The sequence below is a fragment of the Planctomycetia bacterium genome (assembly GCA_021413845.1).
Classification (GTDB): domain Bacteria; phylum Planctomycetota; class Planctomycetia; order Pirellulales; family PNKZ01; genus PNKZ01.
Genome location: JAIOPP010000051.1, coordinates 36,796 through 60,627, shown reverse-complemented (window position 1 = coordinate 60,627; position 23,832 = coordinate 36,796). Strand labels below are relative to the sequence as shown.

Genomic DNA, 23,832 nt, shown 5'->3' with positions numbered 1-23,832 from the left:
TTCACCGAACCCCGCAAGAAAAAGAAATCTCCCGCGCAGCCCGTAGCTCCGCTCGGTCCTAAAGCCCGAGGAGGCCACCTCGCCACACAACGAATCCTCGATCAAGCAAAACAACCGAAAAGCTAGCTTCACAACCCTGGGGTAAGCCCCCTCAGCATAACCGGATCTTACGGAATGGACAGAAATATATGCATGAGATTTTGCGAACTAAGCAAACCCTCAAATTCTATGGGGCGACCTGAATTAAGGCTGAAATCGTAGCAGCAGGCCTTTGAAAATGCCAAGCTTGGGCCTAGTTTGCGATGCTGCGGACGTTGGGTATTTAGGGCGTGATAAAGGCGACCTGGCAATTCTTCGGTCTAATCCGACCGAAAGGGGCATAGTTTCGAGTTCATCCCGATACTGGTTTCCGACGTGATCGCTTGAAACCACGCACCCGCAAGATCGGCGTTGACCGATACCGCTCGATGTGGGTAGAGTTCCGCCCGCCGAATAGCTACACGTTTTTTAAGGAAGAAAAAAACGACGCTGAGGCATGCGGATGGAGCCATGAACAGCTTACAAACCGACAACGCGGTCAACGTGACGATGGAAGTCGCGTCGCTGTTGACTCATTTGCGCACACGATTGATGCCCGTGCATTCGCGACGCGAGGTGTTTTACACTCGCTTTGTGCGCCCGCTGGTCGTGCGTGAATTTTTTCGACACAAGCAGGGCGCTAATTCCGTTCGCGCTGCTGAAGCGATTGAGCATTCCTCCACCTCATTCTCAAACTCGATCATATCGGCGATTTCGTGCTGAGCTTGCCGGCGATCCAGCAACTTCACGACGGCTTTCCGGGCGCCGCCTTCACGCTTGTCTGTGGAGCTTGGAATCGTGAGCTTGCGTTGGCCTCCGGACTATTCGACCGGGTCGTTTGCTTAAACGTGCTGCCGGAGCATTCGGGCGATAACGAAGGCGTTTGCTTTCAACCTCAAGAGTTCGCGGCGCTGGATCTTCCGCAATTCGACGTGGCCGTCGATCTCCGCGTCGCGCCCGATACGCGGTTCTTGCTCGGGCATGTGCGCGCCCGATTCAAAGCCGGTTTCTATTCGCCGAACATGCCGGACGATATGCGTGTCGTCTTGCCGGCGATCGTCGCTTGGGACGACTGCTCGAAGGGGCTGCACAATCGAACGCTGTTGACGTTGCTCACCTCGGCCGTGCTTGCCGAATATCGAGCGGTAGAGTCGTCGCAACGGCAAGTGCGGCGTATCGCATCGACATCGCTTCCGAAAATTCCCTTACCGCGAAGCTCCGGCCCCTTGGTCGGCGTCAACGTCGGCGCGGGAAGCGGATTCAAGGAATGGCCGCTGGAGCGATTCGTGCTGCTCGTTCGGCAACTCATCCAAGACTACACCGCCACGATCGTGCTGTTCGGATCTCAGCGACAGAGTCAGGCGAACCGCGCCGTGGTCGACACCTTGCCGGTCGAGCAAGTACTGGATTATTCGGGCCGCCTTTCCCTCGTGCAATTCTCCACGGTCGTCAACGATTTGGATTTATACATCGGCAACGATACCGGCACGACGCATATCGCGGCCGCCACAGGGCGACCGACGATCTGCTTGTTCTCGGATCGGGCGTCGTTTACTCAATTTCAACCGACAGGCCCGCAAGTAACCACCATTCATGCCGACTATCGCGGGATGTCGTCGATCGGCGTCGACGACGTCTACGACGAAGCAACCGTGATGTTGCGAGCGGCACTCCGTAACCTCAAGCAGCACTAAAAACAATGAACTTAGCAGTACGGCTTTATAATCGTATTGGAATTCACACCGCAGCGCCGGGTACCTTGCTGCACTATGTGCATCATGCGGCATGTTTTTTGTATGGCCGCACGATGGCTCGAATTCCATTTAAAGACCATCAGGTTTCCGGCGATGTAACCGTTGCGTTTCGGGTTTCAGGCGGAATCGGCGATCATTTGATCGCAGCCCGATACATACGCGATCTGCTGGATACAGTAGGCGATTTTAAATTCGACGTCTTTAGTCTTCGCCCTGAGACGGCCAAGTGGATCTTTTCTTCGTTTAAGCAGTTTAACGCTTGCTACGAGGATTCTCGCAATTGGAAAGCGGCCTATCACAATTACCCTTTGGCGATGTGGCTCATGTCGTTCGTCGTTGCTTTTCCGTGGGCCATGAAGCGGGCGGCAATACAGAAAGGCAATTCAAAACTCCTTCGTGTCACCTCGGCTATTGAAAAATTCATGCCGAAGATCGAATTGTTCGTGCATAACCACCCTCGCCTCGATGCGATGCTCGCGCAGACGAATGTCTACATGAACATGAACCGCTACTCATTCTTGCAGCGAATGTCCGGGTTTGAATACGGCGGTCCTCGTCTTGATCTTGTGACCGATAGTCGGACGTTGTCGCGTTTTGGTTTGGAGGGAAGGCAGTACGTCACGGTTCATAACGGCTTCGATAATCAAGAAGCCTTGCGTGTCGGCGAGGGGAAGCCTGCTACGAAATGCTACACGCGTTTCGGCGAAGTCGTCGCGTTGCTGCGAGAATCCTATCCCGACCTTTGCTTCGTGCAACTAGGCACCAAGACCAGTACGCCTATTTCGGAAGTGGACGTGAATCTGATCGATCGCACGTCGGTACAAGAAACCGCCGAGGTCATTCGACACTCCCTCTTTCATCTCGATAACGAAAGCGGGCTTGTGCATATGGCCGCTTGTCTCGGGGTCGAGTCGTGCGTGGTCTTCGGTCCGACCTCGGTTGAGTACTTCGGTTACGAAGAGAACGTCAACGTTCGTCCGACGTTCTGCGGTGGATGTTGGTGGTCGACCGGCGACTGGCTGAAGAGGTGTCCGCGCGGATTCGAGGAGGCTCGCTGTATGACGGAACAGCCGCCCGAAGCCGTTGTCGCAGCGCTAATGCCGCGACTGTCCCTGAAGCTATCGCGCGGGGGTGTCCGACCGGTTCCTGTCGCAGCCTAAAAATCAATCGCTTTACGAGCGACGTTTTTGCGAATCTTTCCAGCTCGCGAACCGTGACAACATATTGAGCCGAGAAGTTACATGTTATTCAGCACGCCCGTATTCCTGTTCCTGTTTTTACCGATCGTCTTGCTGCTGTATTACTTCGGCATCAAGCGCTTTCGCAATGGATTATTGCTAGCCGCCAGCCTGTTCTTCTATGCCTGGGGAGAGCCTGCGCTCATTTGGGTGATGCTCCTTTCGGTCACGATGAACTATCTGTTTGGGCTGGGCGTGCATCGCGCCGGCAAAGGCCGACTCGCTCATTGGGTCGTTGGCCTCGCCGTCGCATCCAACTTGCTGCTCCTCGGGTATTTCAAATATTGCGGATTCTTTCTCTCGGCCGTCGATCAATTGGCCGGTCGTTTCGGCATGGCCGGGTTTTCCTGGTCGCACGATGTCGTGATGCCGATCGGGATCTCCTTCTATACTTTTCAAGCGATGTCGTATGTCATTGATGTCTATCGCGGCGAAGTTGCCGTGCAGCGCAACCCGCTGCGACTAGCGCTGTATGTCGCGTTCTTTCCGCAACTCATCGCCGGCCCGATCGTGCGCTATTCCGACGTTGCCCAAGAATTGGAGTCGCGCCGCACGACTCGCGAAGGATTCGCCGAAGGAGTGAAACGCTTCACTTTCGGCCTCGCTAAGAAAATGCTGATCGCCAACACGATGGCAGTCGTCGCCGACACAGGCTTCGCGACCGCTCCGGAACAGCTTTCGACGGGACTGGCGTGGCTCTCGATCGTGGCATATGCGCTACAAATCTATTTCGACTTCTCGGGCTATTCCGATATGGCGATCGGCCTCGGAAAGATGTTCGGTTTTCGATTTTTGGAGAACTTCAACTATCCGTATTACGCGAATTCGATCACCGATTTCTGGCGCCGCTGGCACATCTCGCTTTCGACATGGTTTCGCGACTACGTTTATATTCCGCTCGGCGGTAACCGTCGGGGGAATGTCCGTACCTACTTGAACCTCTTGATCGTGTTTCTGTTGTGCGGCTTGTGGCATGGCGCAAGCTGGGCATTCGTCGCTTGGGGGCTTTTTCACGGCGCATTCCTGATCGTCGAACGGGCCGGACTCACGAAGCTTTTGGATCGTTGTGGACGCCCGATCTGCCATGCGTATGCGGTATTTATCGTATTGATGGGGTGGGTTCTGTTTCGCGCCGAAACATTGACCGCTGCATCACATTTCTATTGCGCGCTATTCGGATTTTCATCGGCTCCGGCCGGTGACTGGCCTGCCGCACTCACGCTTGATCCGGGCCTGTGGCTTACGATGGCCGCAGGAATACTGCTATCGCTTCCCCTCACGACACGCCTACCGAGCCTGTCGAGTCTGTGTCCGGCTGTGGTTGAGCGAAGGCCGCTGTGGGGAGCGATCTATCCGCCGCTGTTAGGTGCTGCGAACGCGGTTGCCGTCATGCTGCTGCTGGTCGCCTCTACCTCCGTCATGTTGGCGGCTACTTACAATCCGTTTATTTACTTTCGCTTCTGATTCGGCTAGCCGCTAACTCTTCTTCTTTACTCGTTTCAGGCAGGATGCCGTATGGCTACGGTCGACGACGCGAACATCGCGCAGCGGATCCAACTATGGAGCGAACGCGCGATGATCGCTCTATTTCTCCCCTTCATCACGTTGCCGGTTCTTATGATCCGTCCCGAGGCGGCTCGTGAGTGCATGAATCGACACGAAAAACGCATGCCCAACTTATTTCCGTCGATTCATCCGCTCGCCGACGCGCCGCTGAAAAAGAAGTTCGACGAAGTCCGTGCGTTTCCCAAAGGCTTCGAGACCTGGTTCAACGACTACGTCGGCTTGCGTCGTCGATTCATTCAATTGCATACGCTCGGGCGACTCTGCGGAGTGGTGAGCGAGTGCCCTATTTATGCCGGCAAGGGTGGCGGAGCTTCGGTCGTCATCGGAGAAAACGGGTGGCTCTACTTTTCCGGGCATTGCATGAAAGAAGACTATACCGCGACGTTGCCGCTGCGTGACGTGGAACTTGAGCAATGGGCGCAAGTCGTTGAAGCGAGGGCTGCTTGGCTTGCTGAGCGCGGATGCTTGTACGTGCTCATGTTCGCGCCTAATCCTCACACGATCTATCCTGAGAACGTCCCGGAACGCATCGGACGTCAAGGGCGTCGTTCCCGCTTGGATCAATTAAAGGAACGACTGGCAGGCGTGAAGAATTTAGAGTTCATCGACTTACGCGACGATCTCATCGCCGCGAAGGGCCGAATGCAAACCTATCAGCGAACTGATACGCATTGGAACGACTACGGGGCGTATGTAGCATATCGCGCCTTGATGTCGCGGTTGAGTAAGCATTTGCCGGGTGTCGAAATCATGCCGCTCGATCAGTTCGAGGTCGTTGCGCAAGAGATACCGCGAAGCGAAGGGGATCTCTCGCAGATGATCGATGTTCCTGAGTTCGTTCGCAAGATCGCCAAAAAGTTCGACATCATACTTCCGACGGGTGATTACGAAGTCCGAATTGCGCCTAAGAGCTTATCGAAGGCGAAAGTTTTGTGGGAAGGGGGGCCAGGGCATGCGACCCAGGGGCTTGCAGATGCCCCGCTTCGTAGCGCAGTGATGTTGCACGACTCGTTCTATCCCTACATGCACAAGTATTTTTCCGAGCATTGGCAACGGCTCTCCTGCCATTGGCAATTGGAGTTTCCCGAGGAGTTCATCGACCGTGAACGCCCCGATGTTGTGATCCAAGAAACGGCCGAGAAGATGTTGATGACTTACATACCGCAAGCACTTCCGCGCGATACCGCAATTGCGGAGCGTCCTCGAAAGCAGTCGCCGTCTGTTAATGCCATCCGGCGTTGATCTTGTCGCCGATGAGACGCAGCCGACATCATTCCCTCTAGAACATCTCCTTTTAGTCTGCGAGGCCTGCTGTGGATTTATGTGAACTACCGACGCTCGCCGACCAAGAAGTATCCCGTCATCCCTGGGAGCTAAGCCGTAGGTCGTTTGCCGCCGACTTCGCTCGGAGACTCCACGAACAATCACCCGGAGGCTTGGGACGCATACTCGATCTAGGATGCGGCGACGCTTTCATTAGTCGGCACCTAGCGGAGACCTATCCTCAAGTACGCGTGGATGCGGTCGACACTGCTTTTGAAGAGAGTAGCTACGAGCGCTTCGCTGATTTGCATCGGATCGAGAATCTCCATCTCTCCCCATCGATGGAGCATGTCGATCCGGAGGACGGTCAGGTCGGCTTAACGCTCGTCATGGACGTATTGGAGCACGTCGCCGACGATGTCGGCTTGCTCCGATCGCTTACGGAGCACTCGTCGATGCGAGACGACGCTTACTTCTTGCTAACGGTTCCCGCGATGCAGTTTCTATACTGCTCGCATGATCGATTGCTGGGGCATTATCGGCGCTACAGTTATGGGCGATTGCGTGCCTTAGCGACGGCCGCCGATTTGCAACCGGTAGAGGGTGGGTACTGTTTCCTTTCCGGGCTTTGGGTTCGTGCCGGGCGCACGATTCTGGAGAAGTCCGGAGTTGTTGCGCCCTTGCAACGGACGGAAATCTCCGCTTGGAACGGAAGTTCGCAAGCTCGCCGTCTATACACGGGCCTGCTTAATTTCGACTTGTCCGTTTCGCGACTTTTGGCAAAAGCACACATCCGTATTCCAGGACTTTCATGCTACGCACTATGCCGACGACGTGGTTAGTCGTTCCTTGCTTCAACGAGGAACAACGTCTCGACCTTACCGCGTTTACGAGCTTTATGCGCCGTTATCCGGCGGTGCGGTTCTGTTTCGTCAACGACGGCAGTCGTGATGGAACGGCGGAAGTGCTCGAACGCCTAGCGCTCGCAGCCGGCGGCCGCGCAGTCGTGCATCATCTGAAAAGGAACTCCGGAAAAGCCGAAGCGGTTCGGCGTGGCGTGTTGCATGCATTGGCACAGGCCCCCGCAGCTTTCGTCGGCTATTGGGATGCCGACTTAGCGACTCCGCTCGATGAGCTTCTGCGATTCTTCTCGGCCGCAGCCGAGCACGAGTCGGTGGGAATGCTCTGCGGAAGTCGAATCCGGCGATTGGGCGCTACCATCGTCCGCCGCCGTCGCCGTCATTTACTCGGACGAATATTCGCGACGATCGCCAGCATCGCGATTCGCATGCCGGTCTACGACACGCAGTGCGGCGCCAAGCTCTTCGAGTCCGGTTTAGCGAGGCGCATCTTCGCCGAGCCGTTCTCGAGCGCATGGTGTTTCGACGTCGAGCTGCTGGCGCGAGCCCGATCCGATTTACAGTCCGAGCGCGAGATCGTCGAAGTGCCGCTGCTCCGTTGGGAGGATGTTGCAGGATCTAAACTCCGCCCGCGGCATTTCGTGACTGCCGGCCTCGACCTACTACGGATCTTTATCCGTTTTCGATGGTCTTCGCCGCCTGTATCGCGGAGAACCGCCGACTTTGAAGCTCCCTCGCGTCGCGCGGCTTAGGCAAGGCGCAATGCGTAGCGGTCTTCGTCAAGTGTGAACACTGACCGACCCAACATCGAACACAATGCTTCTTGTCGCTCGAACTTTCGTCATAAAAATAAACACATGAGTACCGACTCGAATTCGCCGCTTCCCAAGCCCGAAGGCAGATTTAAGACATGGGCAGCTTCGGATAAAAGTCTGGTAGCCTGCCTGATGCTTGCCTCCGGTGTGCTCCTGGCATTCTTCTTAACGCCGATTTTTCGTGGGCGGCTTCCGGTTCACGGCGACCTGGGTTGGTTCGAGCTACCGATTCGCCATTACTATGCTAAATGCCTGCAAGAAGGCGTGCCTATCGATTGGGTTCCGCACCTTTTCGGCGGCTTCTTTCTGACCGGCGAGGGGCAGCACGGGCCATACCATCCTTTGCATTGGTTAATGTATCGCTGGTTACCGTTCGATCAGGCTTATGGCATCGAAGTCGTGCTTCCTATGGTGCTGGTATTAGCCGGCATGGTTGTTTTTCTCCGCAAGCATATCGGCCGGGGTGGCGCTTGGATGGGTGGGTTGCTCGCAGCGTTTTCGTTGCAATTTGTGCAACACACGCAGCAACCACAGCTAACGACCATCCTAGCGCATATACCTTGGTTGCTCTGGGCCATTGACGTCGGCGCATATGCGACGTCGTTGCAGCTCAAATGTCGGTCGTGTGTCGGCATCGCCCTTTTGACAGGTTCGATGATTCTATTAGGTCATCCTCAATCGTTGTGGATGTCGATGATTACGGCGGCTTTTTACGCTGCTTACGTGCTGACTCAACAACGAGCGGGGTGGCGCAGTTGGGCTCTGGTGATCGGCGGAATGTTGTTGGGGCTATGCGTCGGCGCGGTGCAGCTGTTTGCAACTTACTCGGTTTTCGCATCCTCGACGCGCGCGGCCGGCGATCGATATATTCTGCCTCATCCGGTCATCGAGTCGGAGGCGTTTCTCGATGTCGTCGCTCCGTATCGCACTCGAATGGTGTTTCTAACGACCTATCTGGGCGCCGCGCCCTTGTTGTTGACCCTCTGGTGGCTCACGGCTGCATACCATCGGTCGGCCGCGCCTGCGACTTCGTCAAGCAACGAAGCGGAAACTCGGTCCCCACCGGCATCGTCGCGATCTCTTTTGCACCTGTCGATCTGGGCCTTCGCCTTCGTCGTGCTCAGCGCCGTCTTGTCGATGGGATTGAACGGAAAACTATATTACCTGCAATTTTGGTTGCCCGTCGCAGGGACGTTGCGAGCTCCTTGTCGATACCTAACTCTTACGCAGTTCGGCATGGCTATCATTTCCGCAGTCGCCTTTTCGCGATTGATGGTTACCACTCGGGACAAGATCAAGACTCCCTGGCGACATTTAACATTGCCTTGGTTGGCTTTTGTCGGGTCGGTCGTGATGGCATTAATCATTGCCAAGGAGATGAACTACAAGCAAGCCGATCGCCATATTCAGGCGCAGTTCTATATGGGGCCCGTGATGATCGGAATCGCGGCGCTCGGATTGACCTTGGCGGCTCGAGGAATTCGAGCCGGTCTATACATTCTGGTTATTTGGACGGCCCTCGACCTCGGTTTCTTCAGCGTGGCCGATATTAGGACCGACGTCTGTTGGCGCAAATTGCCGACGTTCGATCAATTCGTGGCTCGGCTTGCTCTACCTCCCGACCACAAAGGACGCTTTGCCGACTGGGGTACGCCCGGTGTCTGGATACTTCCTCAAGTCGATACGACGAGCCTGCTGTTGAACTATCGCGCAATTACCGGCTATGCCGGTCTCTACCCCAATAAGCGTTTGATTTATTCCGATTTGAATTCTCTGCGCGTTGCCGACGTCTCCTGGTTCTGGCAACCAGCGAATATGGATTCGCTGGTCGCGGGGGTGAAGACGCCCAAGAACGAGGGGTGGTGTCCGGTTCCAAATCCGCTTCCGCGCGTGCGGTTGGTCAGCAAGACTCAAACGAGCGACACGCCGGAGACCGACATCAATCGCATCGATGTCGATACCACGGCGCTGGTGACGCACGCCATCGACGTGCCCCCTTCCACGCCTGGAACCGCCACGCTCGCCGACGATCAGCCGCAGCGCATTTCCGTGAATGTCGATGCTCCGGATCGGCAGTTGTTGGTACTTTCCGAGAGCTTCGATGGGGCCTGGCAAACTCGCATCGATGGGCAACCGACGACGACTGAGCGAGTGAATGGAGATTTCATGGGATGCGTCGTTCCAGCGGGAAAGCATCGCGTCGATTTCGAGTTCCAATCCGGCGGAATTTATTACGGCAGGATCGTCTCGCTCTTGGCGCTGGGGGGCTGTTTGATCGCAGCATGCGCGACGCTGTTCGGCGGTCGCAAGCGGCAAGCATCAACGTGAGACAGCCGAAAGTTGCGGGCAGGCTTCTATGCCAACAACTCCTTGATCACTCTTGCCGGTTCGACGCCCGAGAGGCGGAAGTCGAGGCCTTGGTGTTTATGAGTGAAGCGCATGTGGTCGAAGCCTAAGAGTTGCAACACGGTCGCATGGAAGTCGCGGATGTGGACCGGGTCTTTCACGATGTTGTAGCTGAATTCATCGGTTTCGCCGTAGACCGTGCCTCCTTTCGCGCCGCCGCCGGCCATCCACATCGTAAAGCAACGAGGATGATGGTCGCGACCGTAGTTCTCCGCCGTGAGGCCTCCTTGCGAGTAGATCGTGCGTCCGAACTCGCCTCCCCAGATGATCAGCGTATCGTCGAACATGCCGCGCTGTTTCAGGTCGTTGATCAGGCCGTAGGTGGCACGATCGACGTCTTGGCATTGCACGGGCATACGGCCGGCGACGTTGGCGTGATGGTCCCAATTGTTGTGATAGATTTGCACGAAGCGGACGCCCCGCTCGACGAGGCGGCGAGCCATGAGCATGCTGTTGGGCAGCGAGCCCGGCTTCTTCGCTTCTTCACCGTAGAGTTTGAACGTGCTTGCCGATTCCGTCTCGAAGGCCGTTAGTTCCGGCACGCTCGCTTGCATCCGGAACGCCATTTCATACTGCTGAATGCGCGTTTGCGTTTCCGGATCGCCGACGGCGCGGAATGTTTGTTCGTTCAGCGAACGGAGCCCGTCGAGCATGCGACGGCGCACTTCCGTCGGCACTCCGGCCGGGTTGTTGATGTAGAGAATCGGATCGCCTTTGCTGCGAAAAGCAACGCCCGTGTAGTGGCCCGGTAGAAAGCCGCTCGACCAGAGCTTGGCCGAGATGGCTTGCTCTTGTTCTCGGTTCGTCGGCACGGCGACGAGCACGACGAACGTCGGCAGGTTCTCGTTGAGCGAGCCGAGCCCATAGGAAGCCCAAGAGCCGAAGCACGGACGACCGGAGACTTGGCTGCCGGTTTGCATCGCCGTGATGGCGGGCTCGTGGTTGATTGCCTCGGTGTTGAGCGAACGAATGAAGCAGATGTCGTCGACGCATTTCGCCGTGTTCGGCAACAACTCGCTGACCCACATGCCGCTCTTACCGTGCTGGGCAAACTTATACTTCGACGGCGCAATCGGAAACCGCGCTTGTCCCGAAGTCATCGTCGTCAGACGCTGGCCCATGCGGACCGACTCGGGCAGGTCTTTATCGAACCACTTCCGCATCGTCGGCTTGTAATCGTAGAGATCCATTTGCGCAGGCCCGCCGACCATGTGCAGATAGATCACGTTCTTGGCTTTGGGTGCGAAGTGCTGTCCGGGAAGCCGGATGCCGGCAGGCGCTATCGCCGCAGTGGGAGCGGCACCATGCGCGGTGCCGGCTTCGCGGCCGAGCAGAGCGCTTAGCGCAGCCGCGCCGACGACGTTCTTGCCGTGGCCGAAGAATTGACGGCGCGTTTCAAGTTGGCGGAATGTATCGAGAGGGTTCATAGCGATTCGCGGCGGTAAGTGAAAACGTCTACTTATTCAATGCTTCGTCCATGTTCAGGAGCAGATTGCAAAGGTTCGTCCAAGCGGCGAGTTGGGCCGGATCTAGATCGGCGGCCGGCTTGCTTTCGCCGACTTTGATCAGCGCTTCGGCGTCGGATTTATGGCCGTGGTAGTAGCTCAGGAGTTCGGCCAACTCCGTCTCGACGATTTTCGCTTCCTGTGCCTGCAACGGCCGACACAAAATACGCCGAGCCGCGAGATCGAGCGTTTGTTTCGCGTCGCCCTTTCCTTGCTTCAGTACGAGTTGCGCTACGTTGCGCGAAGCTTCGACGAACTGTGGGTCGTTCAATGTGACGAGCGCTTGGAGCGGCGTGTTCGTGCGCTCGCGGCGCAAGCAGCTGATCTCGCGTACCGGAGCGTTGAAGGTCTCCATATTCGGTGGCGGGGCCATTCGTTTCCAGAACGTGTAGAGGCTCCGTCGATAAAGATTCTCGCCCGTGTCTTGCTTATAGTCGCGCGTGTTGCCGCCGGGCAGGCCGACGATGTCCCACAGGCCATCGGGCTGATAAGGCCTCGTGCTCGGACCTCCCATGCGCGCGGTGAGCGTGTCGCCGGCCGCCAAGGCGTAGTCGCGAATCATTTCGGCGTCCATGCGGAACCGGGGACCATGCGAGAACAAACGATTCTCACGGTCGACGGCCAGCTTCGCGGGAGTCGCCGCGGCAGACTGGCGATACGTCGCCGAGGTCACCATAAGCCGGAACAGGTGTTTCACGTTCCAACCGCTTTCTCGAAACTCGACGGCGAGCCAATCGAGCAATTCCGGATGGCTCGGTGCGTCCCCCATGATGCCGAAGTCTTCCGATGTCTTCACGAGCCCGGTGCCGAACACTTCTTGCCAGAAGCGATTCACGGTGACACGCGACGTCAGCGGATTCTGCGGGTCGACCAGCCAACGAGCCAAGCCGAGCCGATTCTTAGGGGTATCTGCGGGGAGCGGGTTCAGGGCCGAGAACACGGCCGGCGTTACTTTCTCGCCGAGCTTGTCGTATTGGCCGCGCATCAGCAGGTTCGCCATCGCCGGCGAGTTGGGCTTCTCTTCTTGCACGTGCGTGACGACGGCCCGCGCCTCGATCGCCTTTCGTTCGTCGTCGAGGCGTTGGACTTGGTCGGCGACCGCGACATAGGGGGCGTCCAAGTTTTCGAGATAGAACGTCGCGAGCTTCGCCTTTTGATCCGCGTTGCGCTTCGCTGCCGTGATCGCGGCGGCGGTTTGAGTCTCCGGAAGTTGCGCGAGCGTGCGAGCGTCGCTCAGGGTGAGTCGTCGGCCGTAGATGCGCACGTCTTGTACCGCGCCGCCGACCAAACGCTCGATCTTCTTCGTCGACACTTGGCCGATGAAGAGCGTGCCTGGCGCTTTCGACGTCGATTCCAGCTTCACGCCGCGCGGCGGGGTCTCTTGGAGTGCGCCGCCGACGTAGAGTTGCATCCCGGCGTCGGTGCCGGAGCCGTCGTAGGTCGCCGTGACGTGGACCCATTTACCCGGCGGGGCGATCGCATTGCGCGTGACGACGCGCATCACGTTCTTGCCGTCGACCGTTTGCAACGTGAAGCCGAGCTTCCCTTGCTGGAGCGCGAGCTTCCAAGCGTCTCCTTTGCCGCCGGCGATCGAGCGCACGACCAGCGCCCCGTCGTTGAGCTTTTCGGCCGCGCGGACCCAGAGCGCTACGGAGAACGCTTGGTCGCGCTCGAAGTTGCCGAGGTCCCCCAGGTCGAGCGACGTCTCGGCAGCGAACTGCAACGCCGGGCCGAGCCGACCATCGGCTTGCCATTGGAGCTTCTCCGGCGATTCGACGAGCGTGGCACGGCCCTCGGCCAAGCGCACCGTCGTTGCGCTCCCTTCTCCTTCGCGCAGCGGTGCGTGAACGGTGAGAGCTGTCTCGGCCAAATCGACTTCGGCCGGCTGCACTGTCTTCTGCCACACCTCGGCGGCTTTGCCCGCCGGTGTGCGCCGCTTTTCCAACGTTTCTCTCGCCGCGACGACTTCGCCGGCGAGCTTTTGATAGCGCGCCGCATCCGGCCCTTGAGGTAAGAACAATACCGGCTTCGTGTCTTTGATGTTGCCGTCGTGCGAACCTTGCGTCGTGTTGCGGAAGAACGCGCTCATCGCGTAGAAGTCGCGCTGCGTGATCGGGTCGAATTTATGATCGTGGCAGACGGCGCAATTGGCCGTGAGCCCGAGCCAGACCCAAGCGGTCGTTTCGACACGATCGCGAGCGTAGCCGGCAAGGTTCTCGTCGGCGATCGTTCCCCCTTCGTTCGTCGTCATATTGCAACGATGAAAGCCGGTGGCGACGCGCTGCTCGACGGTCGGGTTGGGAAGCAAGTCGCCGGCGATCTGCTCGATCGTAAAGCGGTCGAACGGTTGATTGCCGTTGAACGCGTTGACCACCCAGTCGCGATACGGCCACATCTCGCGATAGTTGTCGAAATGCATGCCGTGCGTGTCGGCATAACGGGCCGCGTCGAGCCAGTAGCGGGCCCGATGTTCGCCGTAGCGCGGCGAGGCCAGCAGTTTGTCGACGAGCTTTTCGTAAGCCTCGGGAGACTTGTCGTTGAGAAACGCTTGCGCTTCTTCGGGAGTGGGAGGCAAGCCGGTGAGGTCGAGGAACACGCGTCGGCACAATACGGCGCGCTCCGCTTCTGCGGCAGGCTCCAGACCGACCGCATCGAGTTTCGCCGCCACGAAGCGATCGATCGGGTTGCGAGTCCAAGCCCCGTTCTTCACGGTTGCCGGTTGCGGCCGCGCCGGTGCTAGGAACGACCAATGCGATTGCCACGTAGCTCCTTCGGCGATCCAGCGGCGAATCAATTCCTTTTGTTCCGGCTTGAGTTGCTTGTGCGCATCGGGAGGGGGCATCTGCTGATCGGCATCGGTCGAGATGATGCGCTGATAAAGAGGACTCGCCTCGGGACGCCGGGGAACGACCAGCGGCGTCTTCTTGCCGAAGAACGATTCTTCCCGATCGAACCGCAAGTCGGCCTTGCGCGAGCCCGGGTCCGGGCCATGACAATGAAAGCACGTCTCGGCGAGGATCGGCCGAATATCGCGATTGAACGAGACGGGCTCGGCGGCGAACCCAACAGCGGACGCGAAGGCCGCGCCGAGAAAAAATGCGAACGCCGGCGCAGCGCAAAAACGAAGAGTCTTCATAGCGGCAAGATTACGGGACCGGAAAAGGCGAGAAACCCGAGCGGAAGCGTAGGGAGGCGAACCGTTCCAGTATATCCAGCGGGGAAAGGATTTGAATCTCGATTCGGCAGGGATCCCGATCTCGTGCGTAATGCCGTATGCCGCGAGCTTTTGCTATGTTGCCGCCGGCTTGCGCAATGCCGAGAATGTCTCCGCCCGAGGACGCATCGCGGTTTTTCGTCGTTGTCCGATTTTGCCGTCGAAAGGGATCACTGTTATGAATCTCCGATCGTTAGGTTCCAGCGGATTACTTGTCTCGCCGATCTGTTTAGGAACGATGACGTTCGGCAGTCCGGTCAATGAAGCGGAAGCGATTCGATTGATTCATGCCGCGCTGGATCTCGGCATCAACTTCATCGACACCGCGAACGTGTATGAAGGGTACGCGCGCTATTTAGGAAGCCCTGGCGGAGTCGCCGAGGAGATCGTCGGCAAGGCGCTGCGCGATCGGAGAGATCGGGCCATCGTCGCTACGAAGGTCGGCGCGCCGCTTGGGCCGGGCCCGCAAGATCGTGGATTGTCGGCCGTGCATATTCTGCGCGAAGTCGATCGAAGCTTGAAGCGATTGCAAACCGACTGCATCGATCTGTATATCATCCACTGGCCCGATCGGCATGTGCCGCTGGAAACGACGCTCGAGGCGATCGACATCGCGGCGCAGCAGGGAAAGATTCGTTACTTCGGCGCTTCGAATCATGCGGCGTGGCAGCTTTGCGAGTTGCTGTGGATCGCCGATCGGCGGAACCGGCAACGCTGCGTGAGCTCGCAGATTCCTTTGAGTCTGCTGCGTCGCGAGTTTCAAAACGATCTGGCGTTCTGCGAACAACATTCCCTCGGCGTGACTCCTTATCAAGCGTTGCAAGGAGGCTTGCTTGCCGGGAAGTATCGACGCGGCGAAGCGGCGCCCGGCGATTCGCGTGCCGCCGAGAAGCCCGACTGGATTTGGAAACAAGACGACGCATTGTTCGATCGACTCGAAAAGATCGCCGGCCTGGCACAAGAGGCCGGCGCGCCGATGTCGCAGTATGCGTTGGCTTGGACTCTTGCGCAACCGGCCGTCCGTTCGGTGGTCGTGGGGGTGAAGAACCTCGCGCAACTGCAAGATGCCGTCGCCGGGGCTGAGCTGACGGTTCCGAGCGGCGACTTCGCTCAGCTCGATACGGTCTGTCCGCCGCCGTGGAAGCAGCCGAATCCAGTTCGCGGTTGATCGTGCATGGAGCGCTTTGCGTTCGCGTCTGGCGACTCGTTTCGATCGGAAATGAAACAGCGGAAACATTTACGAGGCTCCCGTCATGCTCAGGTATTTATCGCCACGCTCGGCGCTCGTCCTTCCGATCGCTTGGCTTTGGTTTTGCACCGCGACGAATCTACAGGCGCAGGAAACCGGCAAAGCAGAGGGCTCGTTGATCGGTTACGTCAGCGACGAACGCTATGTCGCGTTACCGGGAGTGTTGTTCGAGTTTCAGCGCTCGGATCGAAGCGTCGAGGCCCGATCGCGTGCTACCGGCGCGGTTTATGCGATTCTCGATCCGGGCCCTTGGCGCGTGACGATGCATCTGGCGGATCATGGCTCGAAAAGCGTCGAGATTACGGTCGACCCTGCGCGACCCTACCACTTCCGCATGTTGCGCGACACGCTGCTCGGTTACGCTTGGCCGAAGTGGGTTAAAGCCGGTGAGCGCGGCGAGTTTCGCGTGCATTCTCCGGAGATGTACAAGCTCGAACTGTGGCGCTACGGATGGAAAAAAGAATTGGTGCGCTCGATCGGCTGGTTCGACGAACATGGGCCGCGAGCCACGGTGCAGATCACGCCCGACGGCGACTACACGCGAACCGGCGTCGATTGGAATAAGATCGGCTACAACAACAATCCGGTTCATCGCCAGTTCGAGCTCGCTCCGACCCGCAGCGGCTTGTACTATTTTCATGCGCGAACGAAGTCGGGCCGTTTCTTTTCGTTTCCTTGGATCGTCGCTCCGGCGAAGCCGACGGCGAAGATCGCCGTGTTGGCCGGCAACATCAATTGGAATTGCTACAACAGCTTCGGAGGCCGAAGCAACTATATTCATTGCGCCGAGCTGCCTGCCAAGCCGACCGTGAATTCGCGGCAAGATCTGGATCGCTATACCGACCCGGAGCATATCTTTTACGATCGCGAGAATTATGCGCCGCTGTCGTTCGATCGGCCTGAGCCGTTCAACCACGTCGACGAGCAGGAGCAGATCACGGACCCGATCGAAGGCCGCCAAGCGTGTCATCTTGCGCCGGCCGAGTGGCGACTCTACGGCTGGCTCGAACGGGAGGGAATCGACTTCGACTTATATGCCGAAACGCAATTCCATCATGGCGAGATGAATCTCGACGACTATCGGCTCGTGATCATCCACACCCATCCGGAGTATTGGTCGCGCAAGATGTATCTCGCGCTGAAGGATTGGGTCTTTCGTCGCGGCGGCCGGTTGATGTATCTCGGCGGCAACGGCTTGAACTGCGAAGTGGAATTCGATTCGCCGACGTCGATCATCGTGCGCAACGGCGACAAACGGGAACAGCGCCGGAAAGAAGTCGAGAGCCGGATGCACGAACGGCTGGAAAGCGAAGCGAATCTTTTAGGGGTGGTCTACACCGATGCCGGCGCGATGACCGGCGCTCCGTACCGCGTGATCGAACCGAAACATTGGGCTTTCTCCGGAACGGATTTGAAGGCCGGCGATTTGTTCGGCCTTAAGTGTTTGCACATGCGGTGCCCAGGCGGAGCGTCGGGCCATGAGACCGATAAAATCTCGCCGAGCTCGCCGAAGAATTTACTACGCATCGCTCAAGGCACGAATCGCGACAACGGCGGTGCCGACATGATTTATTTCGAAACTCCCAAAGGGGGCGCGGTGTTTTCCTCCGGATCGATCAACTATGTGAGCTCGTTGCCGGTCGACGAGCACATCTCTAAGATCACGAAGAACGTGATCGAACGTCTGGTATCGCCGTAAAGAAGTCTTGCGACCGTCACTCCCAGAATCATCGCGAACGATCTTATGCCTAAGATTAAAACGATCGAAACGTATCCGGTTCGCGTTCCTTTGACGCCGGAACGTCGGATGATCTCATCGCTCGGCAAGCATGTCGTCAGCGAATACGTTTTGGTGCGCGTGATTACCGATACCGGCATCGAAGGGGTCGGAGAGGCGACGGCAACCGCCGTCTGGAGCGGCGAAACGGTTTGGGGTTGCCGCGCCGCGATCGATCGCGTGCTCGGGCCGGTCGTCGAAGGCTGCGAAGTATCCGATGTCGACGAGATCGATCGTCGGATGGGAGCCGTTTGTAAACACAATTGGTTCGCCAAGTCGGCGATCGAAATGGCCTGTTGGGATGCCTGGGGCAAGATCGAAAGCAAGCCGGTTTACCTGCTGCTCGGCGGCTTGGCACGGCCGCAAACGTTTCGCTGTCGGTTCTCGATGGGAGCTTACGGGCTTGAACAAGCCCGCCGAGTCGCGGCCGAGCGGGTCGCCGCCGGATTCACCACGATCAAGGTCAAGGTCGGCGGCGAGAGCGACGATGATCTCGCTCGCGTACGTGCGGTTCGTGAGGTGATCGGCTTGGATCTTGCCTTGGATATCGACGCCAATTGCGGTTGGTCGGCCGAGACGGCCATCCGCAAGATCAAGGCCCTGGCCGATTGCAGATTAGCGGTCGTCGAGCAGCCGACTCCCGACGGCGACTACGAAGCCATCGCACGCGTACGGCGCGAAACGAAATGCACGATGATGGCCGATGATATGTGTTTCGATCCGGTGCATGCGCAAGAGCTGATTCGTCAGGAGTGCTGCGACATCATCAACGTGTATCCCGGCAAGCAAGGGGGCATCGGCCGCGCGCGGCGCATGATCGAGTTCGCCGGCCGCCACGGAGTGGCTTGCACGATCGGCTCGAACTTGGAACTCGATATCGGAACCGCCGCGATGGGGCACTTGATCGTCGCCTGCCCGAACATGAACGTCGAACGCTTCCCCGGGGATGCGCTAGGGCCGATCTACCACGAGTTTTCCGTGGTGAAGAATCCGCTCAAGATCGCCGGCCCGATGGTCACGGTGCCCGACTTGCCCGGACTCGGCGTCGAGGTCGATTGGAACGTGGTTCGCGCGCATGCCTGCGCCGATTGATCGCGAGAAGATCCGGTCTTTCGAGCTAAGGCGTGCGGGTCGTTGCCGTCGACTTACCGAACTTGGATTTCACCGCTCTCTTCCACGTAGATCGTTTTGTCTTTCTTCATCAAGCTTTCGAGTTGCTTGAGCGTTGCCGCGGTGATCTTGAGTTTGACCGGATCGCCCGGGATGGTCGAAGACTGAGGGACGAAGCCGAGCTTGCGCAGGCCGGCGATGTTTGCCTCGCGCGCCGGCGTGGCGGCTCCTAGCGACACGAAAACGAAACCGAGTAGTAAGCAAATTCCGGTGAGGTTCTTCATCGTCTCAAACTCCATTGGGCGTGGAACAGGGCGGGTATGCGACAGGCAGGAGCGTGGTGCTCGAATCGAGCGTCATTCGGTGGGTTACGGCGTCGGGCGTCGGGGCGTGGTCGATTTTATGAAATCGGCGATATGTTGGATGGCTTCTTTGGCTTCGGGAAGTAGCGGTTCGCGGCTTTGAAATACATGAAACATCCCCGGCCACACTTCGAGCTTGACCGTGGCTCCGTCGGCTTGAATCTTGCGCGCTACGCGAACGCTATCGTCGCGAAGCATCTCGTGCTCGCCGACTTGGATCAGCAGCGGCGGCATCCCGCGATAGTCGCCATAGAGGGGGGACGCGAGCGGATTCTCGCGAGCGGTCGTCGTCGGCAGATAGAGATCGCGAAACCAGGGCATCGAGGTCGCGCTGATGACGGGATCGACAACGGTTCGCAACGACTCGCTTTGCAGCGTGAAATCGGTACATGGTGAGATCGGAATCGCAGCGGCCGGCAGCGGCCGTTTTCGATCTTTCAAGGCGAGCAACGTCGCGAGCGTGAGGCAGCCACCGGCGGAATCGCCCGCGATGAATGTCGCCTTCGCAACGCCGGCGCCCGTGGGGCCGTTCTCGACGATCCAGTCGTGGCTCCTCACGCAATCTTCGAGCCCGGCAGGAAACGGATGTTCCGGGGCAAGGCGATAGTCGGGCAGCAAGACGGCGCACTTAGCCGCGGCCGAAATGTGAGCGGCGAGAGGAAGGTAGAACCCGCCCGACCCGGAGACGAAGCCGCCGCCGTGGAGATAGAGGAGCCGCAAGTCGGGATCGGCGCCGGGTGCAAGAACCCATTCGCAAGGAATCTCTCCGATCTTGACGCGAACAAGCTTGACGTTTTCGATCGTCGGTTCATGGCGAGCCCCCATGCCGGCGCGCAGCGCCTTGAGGTCGAGGCCGTTGGTGCCGAACGGCGTTCGCTTCCGCATCCTTTCCAGATATTCGATGCTCGTCTGAGAAACGACTCTCGGTTTGTCCGGCGAAGCTCCCGCTAACAAAGGAATCGCGACAGCCGATTGCCCTGTGATTGCCGGCGTGGTCTTTTTCTCAGCGCCTGCGGTCGCTTGGCTTACGGTTGCTGGAGGCGGGCTGCTTTCGACCCCGTATGCACCGACGGCGACGACGGCGGTAAGAACCGAGATCAAGAGCGTGATGCCGAGTCGGTATTTCATCGCGAGCCTCGAAGGTGGGAATCGTCGGCGTATGTTACCATTTCGGCCCTGAGCAATCACGGAATCCGGCGGTTCAGCTTCAACAAGCAACAACAAACAAAACGAGAGCTACTCTTGCCGCGGCTTCAGGAAACGATCGAAAAAAGCGTAGATTTGCTCGTTCGATTCGACCGTCGGCGTGTGGTCGCGACGGTTGGTCATCGCCACACGGTCGTCGACCCCCAGCAATCGATTGACTGCGCGAGTGTGATTGAGCGCTCGCCACTGCTCGGGCCGGTCTTCGCCTCCGCCCGAGACGAGGAACGGTCGAGGAGCCATGAGCGCGTGTAGTTCGTGCAAATCATGACCGCTTGCGATCAGAGTTTTGTAAGCACCCGTTCGTGGGTTGCTTTCGGAAGGAATGCCTTCCTTTCGTTTGATGCCCGATTCCTGTCCCAGGTACCACGGCTCCCAATAGTTGACGTTCGCGCGCCGCTCGTCGAACACGATGCCGCCGTCCGACCACGCGGCGCAGGCAAACTTGTCGTACAGGCAAGATGCGAACATCGCCCACTTGCCGCCGTAGGAATGACCGACGATGCCGATCCGAGTCGGGTCGACGTTGGGTAATGCGGCGAGTGCGGTATGACAGTTCGCCGCGACGTAGGCCAACATCGACAACGGCTGCAACTCAGCGGTCTTTTCATCCGGCCAAAAGCGTCCGCTCGGAGTTCCGATCGCCAAGACCACGTAGCCTCGATTGGCGAGCTGAAAGCCGAAGCCGTGAAGTTCTTTTCCCATCCCGACGCTCGTCTCGGCATCATAGAAGACGACGACGGCGGCCGGAAACGGCCCCTTGCCATGCGGCACGAGCAAGTAGCCGGATGTCGTTCGGCCGTTCGGCATAACTTCGACGTCAACCGCGTGGCGCGTGTGGTGTTCTAAGCGTTCCTGGTTGCGATAGGTGAGCTTAGGTTTCTCGACCAGCTTGGGCCACGCGCCGAGGATCGCATGCCAACTCGCTAGAATCTCTTGGCGCCGTGTCTGCCAGTCGGCGGCGGAGCGCGCTTCGTGTCCGTCGGCGAACTTCAAAGGGGAACGGAACTTGCCGAAATCGTCCGCTAAGTTCTGCGGCGGAGTGAAAAACTGATCGAGGTCGCTCGGTTTAAGTCGGAGCGTCTCGACGGCCTCGGTCGTCCGCTTGTCCGACTCGACGAAAACATGCAGATGGGCGGTAGCAGTATGGCCGGCATCGTTCGTTCGCTCGACGCGCACGAGGTAATGGCCCGGCCGTGCGAATCGATGCGTCGTCGTTGCGTAGCCATCCGGTGCCAAGGGCTTGATGTTTCCGTCGGACTGCGTCTTCACGGTCGGCGAGCCATCGCCGAAGTTCCACGTTTCTTCTCCCTCGGTTGTGCGAAATGTGCGGACCTTGAAAGTTACGGGATCGTTCGGTCGGATGCCCGAGGTCGGAAAGAAGACGGAGTGAATCGTGGGAGGGAGTTGCTTCGGATGGGCGGGGTCGAGAGCTTGGACGAGGCCGAAGTCGTAGTCGACGTGCCCCGCGGCGTCGCGAATCTCCAGCACTTCGCTGTAAGTGCCCGGCTTCGCGTAGATGCGCGTTGCGCGATCGCCCGCGATGCTTGAGCCATCGGAAAAGTTCCAGCGATAAGACGCCACCTTTCCCTCGGCGCTCCACGAACGGCTCCCATCGAATTCAACCGAGTCGCCGACGCAAACCAGATGATGCGGTCGGGCCACGGCGATCAGGCGGGGTTGTTGCTCGTCGCGATACGCTTGCCAAAGAAACGGATAGCCTTCCTGCGTCCCCCATTTGCCCGATGGTTGGCGGCTTTTGATCTCGAAATGCAGATGCGACCAACCGCCGCTCGCTCCTTCTTTGCCGAGCAGCCCGAGCCGTTGTCCGATCGTCACATGCCGGCCGGGGAGAATCTCGGGATCGAATTCCTTCAAATGGCTATAGCGGTAGTACCAGCCGCGCGCATCTAAAAGATAGAGAACGTCGTAGCGCGGAGCGACCGGAGTATCTTGCTTATGCTCCGGCAATACATTCATGCCGACGGAAACTATGAGTCCGTCTGTCGCCGCGACGACTTCCACTTGCCCCTCGCTGCCGCCGATATCGAGCCCGCTGTGGTAATAGATCTTCCTGACATCGGGCTTCTCGCCGCCGTCGACATAGCTCGGCTCGTTTGCCATCTGCGTATGCGTGGCAAACCACTTCTGCTTGGCCGGATAGCGAAACGTACCGCGCGGGATCCACGGAGAGTTCTCCGGCCAGAGCCGTATCCGAACGTCTTTATCGAGACCCCAGAACTCGGGCGTTCCGTTTCGATTGAAACCTTTGGTCGCCGGGCAATCGATTTGCAACTTGGCGACGCGCACCGGTAAGCGATACGGGCCGGCGTCGATCTCCGTAGGGACGCCATCGATCTCCAGCTTGACGTGCGCTTGGCGTACGGCATCGCGAAGCGGGTCGACTTGCTCGTCGAGCGCGACCACGCGAATCGTCGTCGACTTGCCGTCGGCGAGCTTGACCGTCGCCGTTTCGCCGACGTTGAGGTCGGCAACCCGAACGAGCGGGTCTAGAGGAGCTCCCTGAGCTTGCACGCATAAAGCCAGCAGCAACCCGAGGCCGACGAGGGATGTGCGTACGGTCATAGAACGGCGCTCCTGCATACGGTGGGATGGGTGGCGCGGGGCCACGGCGGGGAGCGTGTACTATAGTTCGGCCGCTTGGTCCGTGCTTAAAAAACGGAACAATCGGCTAGACGCCGGCCTTTCACCCCGAATTGCGCATGGCACTCACCGCGATTGCGGCGGCCGATTGAGCGTCTCCCATCCGAGGGGCGCTACGCATGATGGCCCCGGGAATCAGGGCGGCGAGCGCTTCGGCTTCATTGTTGCCGAGGTAGAGCAGTCGGTGCTCTCGATCTAAGACGCAGTGCCAAATTACCGGTACCGGAGACGGATCTTCCTGCTTGCGACGCGCCATGGGAATGCTTTTCATCACTGAAAAAGCCGTCGGCGTGTCCCTGATTCTCCGACATCCTTTGATACTCCTTTTCGTTCCAGAGTAATCCGAGCAGGCATGGCTGCTAGCCGGCTTTCGTCCGTGGTCTTCCGCAGAAACGGCACCGCTGCGCTACGCTTTGCGTCGCGATCTCAAGCTGCCTTCGATTTCAGCTAACGCTGCCTAAATCCTGACGGAGGCGCAAGCGGCTTCTCGCAAAAATAGAAAAAAGAGCGCCAACCTAAAAATTTCAATTTCAATTACCCAAGTAGCGAAAGCTCGCATTTCGGGCGACTTTCATACCCCACCTGCTTTCGGCACTGCGACAACTTCCCGTTTGTCGTTTGACGCCGGCATTTGACTTGCTTGAGTGCCCCGCGACGAATGCGTGATCCGATAGTGCCCTGCGCGCTGCGGATCGAGCAGGCGTCGTACTTGCGATCCGCGGGCATTTCACCAAAGGCGGCGAAGCGGGTCGGTAGGTCATCGCAAGC

The 23,832-nt window shown here is 58.5% G+C and carries 17 protein-coding genes and 1 pseudogene; 11 read left to right on the top strand and 7 right to left on the bottom strand.

Annotated elements, in window-relative coordinates; translation table 11 throughout:
• Window positions 1–549 precede the first annotated feature (549 nt).
• The 8 genes from K8U03_09070 to K8U03_09035 all read left to right on the top strand — a co-directional run bounded on the left by K8U03_09070 (window position 550) and on the right by K8U03_09035 (window position 9,902).
• Complete coding sequence (locus K8U03_09070) at window positions 550–801, top strand: hypothetical protein (protein ID MCE9605038.1); 252 nt, start codon at window positions 550–552, stop codon at window positions 799–801.
• On the top strand, window positions 795–1,772 hold the full coding sequence (locus K8U03_09065; GenBank protein MCE9605037.1) for a glycosyltransferase family 9 protein: 978 nt from the start codon (window positions 795–797) through the stop codon (window positions 1,770–1,772). The genes K8U03_09070 and K8U03_09065 overlap by 7 nt, the downstream gene beginning before the upstream one ends.
• Window positions 1,773–1,777: 5 nt before the next feature.
• A complete protein-coding gene (locus tag K8U03_09060; GenBank protein MCE9605036.1) occupies window positions 1,778–2,992 on the top strand; it encodes a hypothetical protein in 1,215 nt (404 codons plus the stop codon).
• A gap of 81 nt (window positions 2,993–3,073) precedes the next feature.
• Window positions 3,074–4,534 (top strand): MBOAT family protein, encoded by a 1,461-nt coding sequence (locus K8U03_09055; protein ID MCE9605035.1) that lies wholly within the window; start codon window positions 3,074–3,076, stop codon window positions 4,532–4,534.
• A gap of 51 nt (window positions 4,535–4,585) precedes the next feature.
• Entirely contained in the window at window positions 4,586–5,878 is a 1,293-nt protein-coding gene (locus K8U03_09050) for a hypothetical protein (protein MCE9605034.1), read from the top strand.
• 194 nt (window positions 5,879–6,072) lie between these two features.
• On the top strand, window positions 6,073–6,741 hold the full coding sequence (locus tag K8U03_09045) for a class I SAM-dependent methyltransferase (GenBank protein ID MCE9605033.1): 669 nt from the start codon (window positions 6,073–6,075) through the stop codon (window positions 6,739–6,741).
• Window positions 6,711–7,511, top strand: a complete 801-nt coding sequence (locus tag K8U03_09040) for a glycosyltransferase (GenBank protein ID MCE9605032.1) — start codon at window positions 6,711–6,713, stop codon at window positions 7,509–7,511. The genes K8U03_09045 and K8U03_09040 overlap by 31 nt, the downstream gene beginning before the upstream one ends.
• 417 nt (window positions 7,512–7,928) lie before the next feature.
• Complete coding sequence (locus K8U03_09035) at window positions 7,929–9,902, top strand: YfhO family protein (GenBank protein MCE9605031.1); 1,974 nt, start codon at window positions 7,929–7,931, stop codon at window positions 9,900–9,902.
• Window positions 9,903–9,928: 26 nt separating this feature from the next.
• On the opposite strand, the gene K8U03_09030 is transcribed toward K8U03_09035, so the two are convergent.
• On the bottom strand, window positions 9,929–11,407 hold the full coding sequence (locus tag K8U03_09030; GenBank protein MCE9605030.1) for a DUF1501 domain-containing protein: 1,479 nt from the start codon (window positions 11,405–11,407) through the stop codon (window positions 9,929–9,931).
• 28 nt (window positions 11,408–11,435) lie between these two features.
• Window positions 11,436–14,621, bottom strand: coding sequence for a DUF1553 domain-containing protein (locus tag K8U03_09025; protein ID MCE9605029.1), 3,186 nt, complete (start codon window positions 14,619–14,621; stop codon window positions 11,436–11,438).
• Between the two features lie 256 nt (window positions 14,622–14,877).
• On the opposite strand from K8U03_09025, the gene K8U03_09020 reads away from it, so the two are divergent.
• From K8U03_09020 to K8U03_09010, 3 genes are all read left to right on the top strand, one after another.
• Entirely contained in the window at window positions 14,878–15,867 is a 990-nt protein-coding gene (locus K8U03_09020; GenBank protein MCE9605028.1) for an aldo/keto reductase, read from the top strand.
• Window positions 15,868–16,063: 196 nt separating this feature from the next.
• A complete protein-coding gene (locus tag K8U03_09015) occupies window positions 16,064–17,647 on the top strand; it encodes a carboxypeptidase regulatory-like domain-containing protein (protein MCE9605027.1) in 1,584 nt (527 codons plus the stop codon).
• Window positions 17,648–17,692: 45 nt separating this feature from the next.
• Complete coding sequence (locus tag K8U03_09010) at window positions 17,693–18,817, top strand: muconate cycloisomerase (protein MCE9605026.1); 1,125 nt, start codon at window positions 17,693–17,695, stop codon at window positions 18,815–18,817.
• Between the two features lie 53 nt (window positions 18,818–18,870).
• On the opposite strand, the gene K8U03_09005 is transcribed toward K8U03_09010, so the two are convergent.
• From K8U03_09005 to K8U03_08985, 5 genes and pseudogenes are all read right to left on the bottom strand, one after another.
• Entirely contained in the window at window positions 18,871–19,119 is a 249-nt protein-coding gene (locus K8U03_09005) for a hypothetical protein (GenBank protein ID MCE9605025.1), read from the bottom strand.
• A gap of 84 nt (window positions 19,120–19,203) precedes the next feature.
• Window positions 19,204–20,325: an alpha/beta hydrolase gene (locus tag K8U03_09000; protein ID MCE9605024.1), complete on the bottom strand. Its 1,122-nt coding sequence runs from the start codon at window positions 20,323–20,325 to the stop codon at window positions 19,204–19,206.
• Window positions 20,326–20,433: 108 nt separating this feature from the next.
• Window positions 20,434–21,531: a prolyl oligopeptidase family serine peptidase gene (locus tag K8U03_08995; GenBank protein MCE9605023.1), complete on the bottom strand. Its 1,098-nt coding sequence runs from the start codon at window positions 21,529–21,531 to the stop codon at window positions 20,434–20,436.
• Window positions 21,514–23,004 (bottom strand): annotated as a pseudogene (locus K8U03_08990) (PKD domain-containing protein). The gene K8U03_08995 and the pseudogene K8U03_08990 overlap by 18 nt, the downstream one beginning before the upstream one ends.
• Before the next feature lie 103 nt (window positions 23,005–23,107).
• Complete coding sequence (locus tag K8U03_08985) at window positions 23,108–23,320, bottom strand: hypothetical protein (protein MCE9605022.1); 213 nt, start codon at window positions 23,318–23,320, stop codon at window positions 23,108–23,110.
• Window positions 23,321–23,832: the final 512 nt, after the last annotated feature.